Raw genomic sequence first — 9,917 nt, 5'->3', positions numbered from 1 at the left:
TTTCTCATACGATATCGAGACCGCTCGTTTCCCTTCGGGGGTAATGGCTACTGCCCATACCATGTCACTATGCCCTTTTAGAGTGGCCAGTTCCGTTCCGGTCTCCAAATCCCACAGTTTCAGGGTTGTATCATCCGATGCCGAGACCGCTTGTTTCCCGTCGGGGGTAATGGCTACTGCATTTACATCGTCACTATGCCCGGTGAGGGTGGCCAGTTCCGTCCCCGTCTCCAAATCCCACAGTTTCAGGGTTTCATCATAGGATGCCGAGACCGCTCGTTTCCCGTCGGGGGTAATGGCTACTGCTTCTACCCCGCCACTATGCCCAGCGAAGGTGCAAATCAGTGGCCCCCCTGGAGGGGTGAGGTTAGCGGTGAGAGGACGAAACCAGGGTTTTCCACGCCATTGTTTCGCCTGCTCCAATAGGGCAACAATTTCAGGCTGAGAAAAGGACAACAACCGCCCCAGCAATTGCTCCGCCAACTTAGTTTGATCCTGCTCTAAAAGATGAGCCGACAACCGCAACGCCCCCTGAATCAGCCCTAACCCCCCTTCCTCCCCTCCCAACCCCAACGCCAAATCAAAATCATTCAGCAGCGCAACAACCCCCACCGCACCTAACTTCTGCTCCAAAAACCCAAAATCCGTCAGCCAAGCCCGCAACCGCTCAACTTCCCCCACATCGGCAAAATAACTCGGTTGGTGGCGCAACAAATGTAAACGCTTTTCCGAGTCCTGCTCCCTCAACCATTGACCCAAAGCCGTCATCATAGCGGCGCTCCTTTGCTGAAATTGTCAGCAATGCGGCGTTTGATATCCTCCAAATTCACCCCCGACTCCTCCGCCTCCTCTTGCAGAAAATCACTAAAAGAGGCATGATAAATCGTGTAGCGCGTATCTCCCGCCACCTGTTGTAACCGCAAAAACTGCTCCCATTCCCGCAAAATCGGTCGCAGTTGATATTCTGCCAACTCCGTCAACTCCGCCAACAACCGCCGAGACACCGCCTCCCGCAGCAGCGACAACACATAAATCGTGCGAACTTTATCAATCGGGAACGGGTCAGCCATCATGCCCATCAATCGCCAATGTTTCCGATAATATCGCCGCAACCCTTGCGGTAAACTTTCCAGACTTTCACTCTTATAAATTCCGTTTTCAATGTCATTTAAAACATAGCGCAAATACATGAAGTTATGCACCCCTTTAATCGGGTCAGCACTTCTATCCACCAGTGTCCCTAAAAACTGCTCTGAGCTTAACTGACGAGATGTTACCCACTCCTGAATCTGAGGACTTCGCCCATAGCGTTTCTCGGCATAACGTCGCGCATCCTCCGCACTTTCTGCTGGATACTGCATTAAATCAAACCTGGTCAAATAGTCAGTTAAGGGGAGGTCTAATTGTTGGGGACGTTTGCTGAGAATAAAATAGACCTTATCCACCAAAGAATCGGGCAAATAGAGCAGATTACTCCCCTTACTTTGCCCGGTTGCATCCACTTCATCTAAGGCATCCACTACCACCACTAATTTCTTACCGGGGGCGAGTTTATTCGCCGCTTCTGTCAATAAACGGGCTAAAACATTGCCATCTTCGGTAGCCCTTGCCGGTAGGGGGGAATAATTTAAGTTATAGCCGTGAATCAGTTGGGTGCAGATATTTTCTAGGAACTGTGCCGGGGTGACAATGCCTTGGGATTGAATATTAAAATGGGTGAGACAACCCCCGCCCAGTAACTGCACCAAGCGCGCCATAATTGCGGTTTTTCCAACGCCCGGGTCAGCTTCTAGGACAAAATACCCTTTAGGTTTTTGCTGTAAAAAATCCCGAATTGCCTGGAAAACAAAACGCCGCCCGACAAAATCCTGCGTTCTTTCCTCAATGATGGCGGTACAATCTTGGGAGAGGGGAAACTGGGGTTGAGTGGTGTCTAAGTATTGCTGAAACGCTTGCCGAAATTGAGCCAATTCATCCCGAATTCCGGTTTCTAATTGCTGCAAGGCGTGACAAATATCTTCACGGGTGGCGAGTTGGGGTAAATATTGTTGAATTTCGGTAATTTTTGCCAACGTCGCCCCGTGGAGGTCAAATAACATCCCCACAAAGGCTTTCCCGCCGTTGTTGGCATCGTCTTTCAGGACTTGGCGGAAGTGTTTATTGAAGTTAAGGGCTAATTCCGCCGCCAAATCGGTGATGACATCTTGATAACTCTCCGGGGTATCTCCCAAAACCCCTCTCTCACATCCCTGTTGGAATAACCAGGTGACCACCTCCTGCCATTCCAGTTCGGGTAACACCTGATACTCGGTAAACTGTTCCGGTGGTTGGCTGAAAATCTGATAGAGTTGGTCTTCCTGGAGGGTTTCAAACAGGTTCAGGGTTTGGGCTTGTTCGGCCCATTGCACCCAATATTCCTCGATTTTATCGCCAAATTTATCTAAGGATTCCTTGTCGGAATAGTTGGGGCTGATTTTTTCGGTCAAGGCTTTGGCTACGGTGCGTCCTGCCGCTTTGGCGATATCTTCATTCCGCAGGACCTCGCTACTCTGGCGGAATCGCTCAATTACTGTGCCTAAATTATTGCCAGTCATCCCCGCGAAAAAGTTAGAAAATCCGGCTAAGACGGGAACGGCTAATCCTGCCGCTTCACCCGCTAACCCGCCGGTGACGATGGAACATAAGCCCAGGAGGGCGGTTCCTGCTAGGAGTCCTTGATTGAGTTTGAGCAGGTGAGAGGAGTTCATCAGGGTTAACCGTCTCGGGGAAACCAGTGACTACTGTTCTAAGATAGCATAAGAGTTGCTGTTGGCTGAGGGGGAACCCAGAAGGCTGACCGGATTTCCCCTTAGTCTCGACTCCGAGCGTCCCCAGGAACAGGCGTTAGCGACTTAGCCCGGACCATCTAACCGTTGTCATCCCGCAGTTTCTCCTAATAATTTCACGAATCAGGCTTTCACCCAGGACTAACCCAGCTAAAATTCCCGTGGCGGCTGCCAGGTTGCTGCGGGTTCGTCTGTCTCCTATTTTATCAAGTTCTTCAGCGACAGCGTTAATCTCACTCAATGGCTGCCACACATCCCTCGTCGAGGCAATTATGCCCAAAGCAAGCAGCGTCGTCTGAGTCGCTGGCTGCATAACTCTCGCCTGAACCCTCATCGTTTGTACGCCCCCTTGATTCGAGGCGCTCTGTCCGAGTGGCAAGACCCCGTGATGTATCTGAGCTTGGATACTTCACTATTTTGGAATCAATACTGCCTGGTGCGTCTAGCGGTGGTCTATCGAGGGCGGACTTTGCCCCTAGTCTGGCGAGTTCTCAAACACCCAAGTGCCTCAGTCGCCTACCGAGATTACCGAGAGATGTTTGCTCAAGCCGTTAGTCGCTTGCCCTCAGGGGTGAAAGTGGTCGTTTTAGCTGACCGGGGCTTTTCTCATACAGAGGTTCTCAGAGGTTTGACTCAGGAATGGGGTTGGCATTATCGCATCCGTCTCAAAAACGATAGCTGGATTTGGCGGCCCGGTCGCGGATGGCGTCAACTGAAGACGTTTTATTTCAAACCCGGTCAAGCCACCTGTTTACACTCGGTCTTCTTACGACAGCATCAGGCACGCTCCTATGCTCTTGAGTTCCAGCTTCTCTCTTACCCTCCTACAGCACCCGCTTAAACTTTTGTCAGTCAATCAGCAATCAACGAGCGACTGAGTATTTAGTTGGTATCATAGGCGCTAATGATAGTCAGGATATTTTAAAAGAAATTAATTGGCATTTAAAGGAGGTAGAGTGGGGTAGTCATTTTGGAATTAGTGTCATTGTAAAATTATTGAAAATTTCCAGAGACAAGCCGCATGAAGAATCACCTATCAGTCATATTCGCTTTTACCAAACCTTTGAGGGTATTTGCCACGGAAGCACATTGGCAACCTCTCGGTTAATCGAATTGATTCAATCTGACTACTTAGAAGGTGATTATTCTTTGTATTTTGAGTATCTAAAGAGAACTATTGCTAACCAGGAACAAAAAGAAATGATAATTTCTGCTCTTCACTCCCATCTCAGCGATGAAACCTATAGAGACAACTTTAACCTTTATTTAGAGTGTTATAAACTCTTCTGGAACTGTGCCGAAAATCTCTCCTATCCCGAATTTTACCAAGCATGGCACAATCCCCCCACCACCCCTCATCCCGAAGCGGAAGACAACACCCCCGCAACTCCCACCCCCTTTACCCAACAGTGCAACCTCGCCCTTCTCTCCCAAATCCTCAACCAAGCCAACCAATCCCACCCCCTCAATTGCCAACCCATTTGCATCGACGGCAGCCGCTTCAGCGACCCCAGCAACCCTGCCTTGCAAATCTACACCACCTTGAAAAAAGCAGGTTGTCCCGCCAGTCCCGACGGTAAACCCCGTACCATTGCCGAATTACAAGCCTACTGCGAAGATGACCTCAGCGACCATCAAATTGCCCTCATCCTCTACGAAGAACCCACAGACCCATCCCCTCAAGGCTTTGATATGGCGGTCCTCAATCAACTCGCCCGGTTTAGCCATCCCCCCATTGCCGTGGTTGTCCCCCAACCCCTCCCGGAGTGCCGACTCCCCCAATTCCTAGAAAGCGACCCGGATTTGATGGCAACTCTCCTCCAGTGGTTGCACAATTTGGACAGATAAAAGGCAGCCCCTACCGCTTCATCCATCGCCTCGTGCAAGAACACTTCGCTAAACTGGAAATCCAGAAAGAGTAAAGCCCCATCAAAGAAAACGCTTTCTCAAAATCCAGTTAAAATATAACTGTATCCTCAACCCCATAAAACGATGAACCCAACTCAATATCAACTCTCCCTCAGTTTTGAACAAGTGTTGAGCCTCGTCAAACAACTACCGGAGGCTGATAAATTAAAACTCAGTGAAGCCTTATCCAAAGACTTGCTAGATAGCAAACTAACTCATCTTCTCCAATCCTTCAAGACTGATGAAATCTCCTTAGCAGAAATCACCCAAGAAGTCGAAGCGGTAAGAACAGAAATTTATGACCAGCAAACCGCCCATTAAGGTCATTATCGATACTAATCTTTGGATTAGTTTCTTGATTGGTCAAGCATTAGCCGACCTTAAAACCTTGATGGTCAGCGAAACGATCCAAATCATATTGTGTGACCAACTTCAAGAAGAAATTAGGCGGGTGACGCAAAGACCTAAGTTGAGAAAATACTTTTCACCCCAAAAAGTCTCTGAGCTTTTGGAACTCCTGGGGATTATTGCGTTGTTTGTGGAAATCAAATCCGAGGTTTCAGTTTGTCGAGATGAAAAAGATAATTTTCTCTTGGCACTCGCCCAAGATAGCCAAGCAAAATTTCTGATTACAGGAGATGCAGATTTATTGATTTTGCAAGAGTTTGAAGGCACAAAAATTGTCACCTATCAAGATTTTTTAAGTCAGATAAATTGCTAACTATAAAACTCGAAGATGGCACTGTCTGTGAAGCCGAGATTTATTGGTATGAAGCTCACGGCATTGGGTGCAAAGACTTCAAGATTAAATATCTACTGGAGTAAAAGCGATGAAATTTGTTGTATGTATTAAAAATACAGACTATGCAGCTTCCCTAGAAGTTCGCAAGATTTATCAAGTCTTACCTGACTCAAAAGCGAATCGTCATCAAATGCTGCGGATAATTGATGAATCAGGGGAAGATTACCTCTATCCTAACTCCTATTTTATGCCCATTGAACTATCCGCTCCTCTGCAACAAGTTTTAGAAATGTCTTAGGCTGCGTGGAATCAAAGAAACCGAGTTTCTGAGCATTGAGCTATAACCGTATTAACCTTTACCCAATCATCACTGTTGTGCTTTCTCTGAAATTTCTGCCATCACCTCAGTTAAACGCTTGTCATATAAATTTCCGCGTAAAAATAACTGAACAATATGACTTAACTGTTTCTGGATTTCCGGGTTAGCCTGTTCAAATGCCGCCTTAATCTCTTCATCAACCTGAAGAATAATACTAGCCATAGTTTTCTTATCAATTGGCAATTCAGGATTTGACCCGATTATAGCAGCACATCACGCGCCGCTTTAGCCATCCCCCCGTTACAGTAATTGTCCCCTAACCCCTCGCGCTCGTGGCGACTGTGGCCATACCTAGAAAGGGAGCCAGATTTTCTCTCCATATCGCGATCGCCCCTTGACAATTCATTATGCCACTGGATCATTTAGGCGATCGCCTGGTTGAGAAACCAAGTGTCTTCAAGACACCCGGTTTCTGGGATGTTGAGCCAAAGTGGTGGGGAAGGTCGTCGCCACAGTCATGGCCGTCCCCGCATCCACCAACAATAGACCAGCGTCAGCAGCAACCAGCCTGAAACCCGATAGGTCCCCATCTGACAAACTCGAACCGGAGGAGTCGGCACTGGGTTGTTCGGAATCTCCATCACCGCATTAACATAGGGTTCTACGAAATTCCCATAGGCGTCTTCTAAGGCTTGCCGTTGTTTGAATTTGTCTTGTAGATTAGCCATGACTGACCTCATTTGTGTCTCTGAGGTCAGTGTTTTTTTGGGCTAAAGCCCAATCCAACCAACTGGTTAAATCCTGAAACCCTTGCTAAACTGGCTTTATCTGGTTTGGGCAACTCTCCCGTTTGGGCAAGTTTCCCCAAGCCAGCACCAGTTTTCTATCGAGGGTCGTCATGGTGGGAAAATCGGGTCAGCCTTTCAAAAAAAGCCGCAAGTATGGAGAAAGCGCGGACGACTTGCAAGACCGTCTGGATTTTGTGGCGGCGTTGCTGGCTTTGGCTGATGAGGAGATCACGATTCCCCCAGACCCACTCAAAGCTCAGTTCAATCTGGAGTGGGTGAAGGCAGACGAGTTGAGGGTGTCTGGCATCCTTGAGCAAAAACAGCGCAATGGACAGATTAAGCGGATAGAAAAGGGGATTACTAAGAAGGAGTTAGGGGTTTTATTAGAAACCTATCGCCGGAACCCGATTTTGGAAGCGGCGAGGGACAAACTGATTCAAAATGCCCTGGATTGCCTTCGAGATTTGGGGATTCTGAAGGAGCATGAATCAGCCAAAAATCAAGGATATTGGAAGTTTTCGCTCTGTCTCAAACATCAAACGAAGAGAGAAGAGAACCTACAGGTTATTCGAGATAAATGGAAAGAGTCCTTTGGGAACCTGCCTGAAATTCACCATCCTCCCCAACTCACGGCGACGCTCAACCGCTGCATCTTAGGACTGAAGGGAAACTATCAAGACGCGCAACAGCAACTCACGGAAATTACCACTACCCTGCAAAACCTCCTCAAGGATAAAACCCTCTCCATTACCAAAGTTGAGGAAGGCAGTATTATTCTGATTGTGGAGAGTTCCCAAACCGGGTATGAGCAACTTAAACGCCTGATTGGACAAGAGATTGCTGGGTTTCCGGTGGAATATGCGATCGATGAATGGCAAGATATTTGCCGTCGGATGTTACTGGACCGGAAACCGTTAAGCAGTAATACGGTTATCGGTCAGGTTTATGGGAATCGCAATTTAATCGATGAGGATTTATTTGTCGATTTAGCCCTGGTGAAACCGAAACGGAGTCAGAACCAAAAACACCCCCAAGAGATTGACCCGGAAAAAGGTTCGGACTTGTACAATCGGGAGAAAAAGGAAGTAGAGAAACGGTTTGCTTATCGGAAGTTTCTCAAAAAAGTTATTGGTAAACGCACCGAGAAACGTCTTGCCATTATTGGGGAACCGGGGGCGGGAAAAACCACGTTACTCCAGAAATTAGCCTTTTGGTTATTACAAGAAACCGATGATTTAGTGGTTTGGGTATCCTTGGCAGAATTGGGCAGCCAACCCCTGGGAGAGTATTTAGAGCAAAAATGGCTTAAAGAGGCATTGGGGCAGTCCAGAGAGGAAATTAAAGCCGACTGGGAGCAGAAATTTAAAGGGGGTGCAGTCTGGTTACTGTTGGATGGCTTGGATGAGATGAGCCAGACGGACCAACAGGCGTTAAAATTGCGAGGTTGGGTGACCGATGCGCGAATGATTGTCACCTGTCGCTTGAATTTGTGGCAAGGGAACCCCAGCCAGTTACAGGGATTTCAAACCTATCTCACCCAACCGTTTCAGGATGAACAAATGCAGGAGTTTATCCGGCGCTGGTTTCGGGGATTGGTGGAGGCGGGAGAGGATGTCCAGTTAGCGGAATCCTTGTGGTCAGAATTGCAAGAGTCGGGGAAAGAACGGATTAAGGATTTATGCCGCAATCCCCTGCGGTTAACCTTGTTATGTGCGACTTGGAAGGTGGAGGATGCGCTACCGGAAACGATGGCGGACTTGTATGCGGGGTTTGTGGAGTCCGTCTATGGGTGGAAGGAAACGGCTTTTCCGGTGACGGAGGAGGAAAAGGAACAGTTAAATGCGGCTTTGGGAGAGTTGGCGAAGGCATCCCTAGAGGCGGAAACGAGTCGATTTCGGTTAACTCATCGGTTGGTGTGTGAGCATTTGGGGAAACCGAAGGCGGCGGGGTCGTTGTTTCCTCTGGCGTTAAAGTTAGGTTGGTTGAATGAGGTGGGGGTGGCGGCGGAAAATCCCCGTGAGAAGGTGTATGGGTTTTATCATGCGACGTTTCAGGAGTATTTTGCGGCGTTGGCGGTGGAGGATTGGGATTATTTTCTGCCGAAGGATCATGTTGACTGTCCGGTGGAGGGGAAGCGGTATCGGATTTTTGAGAAGCAGTGGAAGCAGGTGATTTTGTTGTGGTTGGGGCGTTGGGATATTGGGGAGGATGAGAAGGAGGGGTTTATTCGGGGGTTGGTTGAGTTTAAAGATGGGGTCAGAGATTTTTATGAAGATCAAGCCTATTTGCTGGCTGCTGTGGCGATTAATGAGTTTAAGGCTTGTTCTCTGGCTACCGAGATTGTGCTGCTGGTGGTGAAGTTGGGATTTGGTTACTTCAATCTTGAAAAACAAGAATGGCGAATTTTTCTCGACCCGATAAAAGAAGGGGCGAGAAAGGTGATACCTGAAACCATTAGACGGCTGGCGATTACAGAACTGAGCGCAGTTATTGAGAATTGCCCAGATGAAGATATTCTGGAGGAAGCGGCTGAAAGTTTAGGGAAAATCGACCCAGGAAATCCTCAAGCCATCGCCACTTTTGTCAATTTTATCGAAACGACTGAAGATAAGGATATCCGAAGGTGGTTGTTTAGAACTTTAGGGACAATTGGACAAGGAAATCCTCAAGCCATTGTCACTTTGGTCAATTTTATCGCAACTACTGAGGATGAATGGACCCCGATGTGGGCGGCACAGAGTTTAAAGGAAATCGGACAAGGAAATCCCCAAGCCATTGCTGCTTTGGTTAATCTTATCGCAACCACTGAGGATGACGATACCCGTGAGGAGGCGGCTTGGAGTTTAGGGGAAATCGGACAAGGAAATCTTCAAGCCATTGCTGCTTTGGTTAATCTTATCGCAACCACTGAAAATGACGATACTCAAACGGAAGCGATTGAGACTTTAGGGAGAATCGGACAAGGAGATCCTCAAGCCATTGCTGCTTTGGTCAAAGTTATTGAAACTACTGAGAATGAATATACCCGGAGGTGCGCGGCTGAGAGTTTAGGGAAAATCGACCCAGGAAATCCTCAAGCCATAGTTACTTTGGTCAATCTTATCGCAACCACTGAGGATGAATATACCCCGATGTGGGCGGCAGAGAGTTTAGGGGAAATCGGACAAGGAGATCCTCAAGCCATTGCTGCTTTGGTCAATCTTCTTGCCACTACTAAGAATAGATATACCCGTGAGGAATCGGCTGAGAGTTTAGAAGAAATCGGACAAGGCAACCCAGAGGCAGTTGCGGCGTTGGTCAATCTTATCGCAACCACTGAGGATAACTATACTCGG

10 protein-coding genes are annotated in these 9,917 nt (G+C 48.0%); 6 read left to right on the top strand and 4 right to left on the bottom strand.

The genetic code is table 11. The features are described 5' to 3' along the window. Together LKK83_RS28195 and LKK83_RS28190 are read right to left on the bottom strand one after the other, a co-directional pair. On the bottom strand, positions 1 to 768 hold a 768-nt coding region (locus LKK83_RS28195; protein ID WP_442957374.1), incomplete at its 3' end, for a WD40 repeat domain-containing protein. Next, positions 768 to 2,747, bottom strand: coding sequence for an ATP-binding protein (locus LKK83_RS28190; RefSeq protein WP_324634786.1), 1,980 nt, complete (start codon positions 2,745 to 2,747; stop codon positions 768 to 770). The genes LKK83_RS28190 and LKK83_RS28195, both read right to left, overlap by 1 nt. A gap of 427 nt (positions 2,748 to 3,174) precedes the next feature. Between LKK83_RS28190 and LKK83_RS28185 the strand changes: the two genes are divergently transcribed. From LKK83_RS28185 to LKK83_RS28165, 5 genes are all read left to right on the top strand, one after another. Beyond that, positions 3,175 to 3,666 carry a hypothetical protein gene (locus LKK83_RS28185; RefSeq protein WP_324634785.1) on the top strand — a complete coding sequence of 164 codons (492 nt, stop codon included), beginning with the start codon at positions 3,175 to 3,177 and terminating at the stop codon, positions 3,664 to 3,666. A gap of 359 nt (positions 3,667 to 4,025) precedes the next feature. Continuing rightward, complete coding sequence (locus LKK83_RS28180) at positions 4,026 to 4,673, top strand: NACHT C-terminal alpha/beta 1 domain-containing protein (protein ID WP_324634784.1); 648 nt, start codon at positions 4,026 to 4,028, stop codon at positions 4,671 to 4,673. A gap of 144 nt (positions 4,674 to 4,817) precedes the next feature. Next, positions 4,818 to 5,054: a type II toxin-antitoxin system VapB15 family antitoxin gene (gene vap15, locus LKK83_RS28175; RefSeq protein ID WP_324634783.1), complete on the top strand. Its 237-nt coding sequence runs from the start codon at positions 4,818 to 4,820 to the stop codon at positions 5,052 to 5,054. Next, positions 5,032 to 5,454 carry a putative toxin-antitoxin system toxin component, PIN family gene (locus LKK83_RS28170; RefSeq protein WP_324634782.1) on the top strand — a complete coding sequence of 141 codons (423 nt, stop codon included), beginning with the start codon at positions 5,032 to 5,034 and terminating at the stop codon, positions 5,452 to 5,454. The genes vap15 and LKK83_RS28170 overlap by 23 nt, the downstream gene beginning before the upstream one ends. A 109-nt stretch (positions 5,455 to 5,563) precedes the next feature. Next, on the top strand, positions 5,564 to 5,773 hold the full coding sequence (locus LKK83_RS28165; protein WP_324634781.1) for a hypothetical protein: 210 nt from the start codon (positions 5,564 to 5,566) through the stop codon (positions 5,771 to 5,773). A 69-nt stretch (positions 5,774 to 5,842) separates the two neighbouring features. On the opposite strand, the gene LKK83_RS28160 is transcribed toward LKK83_RS28165, so the two are convergent. Further along, the gene (locus tag LKK83_RS28160) at positions 5,843 to 6,016 is read right to left on the bottom strand and encodes a hypothetical protein (RefSeq protein ID WP_324634780.1); all 174 of its coding nucleotides are present in this window, start codon (positions 6,014 to 6,016) and stop codon (positions 5,843 to 5,845) included. Between the two features lie 293 nt (positions 6,017 to 6,309). After that, positions 6,310 to 6,522 (bottom strand): hypothetical protein, encoded by a 213-nt coding sequence (locus LKK83_RS28155; protein ID WP_324634779.1) that lies wholly within the window; start codon positions 6,520 to 6,522, stop codon positions 6,310 to 6,312. A 170-nt stretch (positions 6,523 to 6,692) separates the two neighbouring features. Between LKK83_RS28155 and LKK83_RS28150 the strand changes: the two genes are divergently transcribed. Beyond that, positions 6,693 to 9,917 (top strand): HEAT repeat domain-containing protein (locus LKK83_RS28150; RefSeq protein WP_324634778.1); only part of this gene is annotated, 3,225 nt, incomplete at its 3' end.

The organism is Phormidium sp. CCY1219, from assembly GCF_035615515.1.
Classification (GTDB): domain Bacteria; phylum Cyanobacteriota; class Cyanobacteriia; order Cyanobacteriales; family Laspinemataceae; genus CCY1219.
The sequence above is the reverse complement of the archived record's forward strand: the minus strand, read 5'-3'. Positions and strand labels throughout refer to the sequence as shown.

Excerpts from the sequence above, each read along its gene's own strand:
- LKK83_RS28165 (WP_324634781.1), top strand. The coding sequence starts at position 5,564 with ATGAAATTTGTTGTATGTATTAAAAATACAGACTATGCAGCTTCCCTA.
- vap15 (WP_324634783.1), top strand. The coding sequence starts at position 4,818 with ATGAACCCAACTCAATATCAACTCTCCCTCAGTTTTGAACAAGTGTTG.
- LKK83_RS28155 (WP_324634779.1), bottom strand. The coding sequence starts at position 6,522 with ATGGCTAATCTACAAGACAAATTCAAACAACGGCAAGCCTTAGAAGAC.
- LKK83_RS28180 (WP_324634784.1), top strand. The coding sequence starts at position 4,026 with ATGATAATTTCTGCTCTTCACTCCCATCTCAGCGATGAAACCTATAGA.
- LKK83_RS28190 (WP_324634786.1), bottom strand. The coding sequence starts at position 2,747 with ATGAACTCCTCTCACCTGCTCAAACTCAATCAAGGACTCCTAGCAGGA.
- LKK83_RS28160 (WP_324634780.1), bottom strand. The coding sequence starts at position 6,016 with ATGGCTAGTATTATTCTTCAGGTTGATGAAGAGATTAAGGCGGCATTT.
- LKK83_RS28170 (WP_324634782.1), top strand. The coding sequence starts at position 5,032 with ATGACCAGCAAACCGCCCATTAAGGTCATTATCGATACTAATCTTTGG.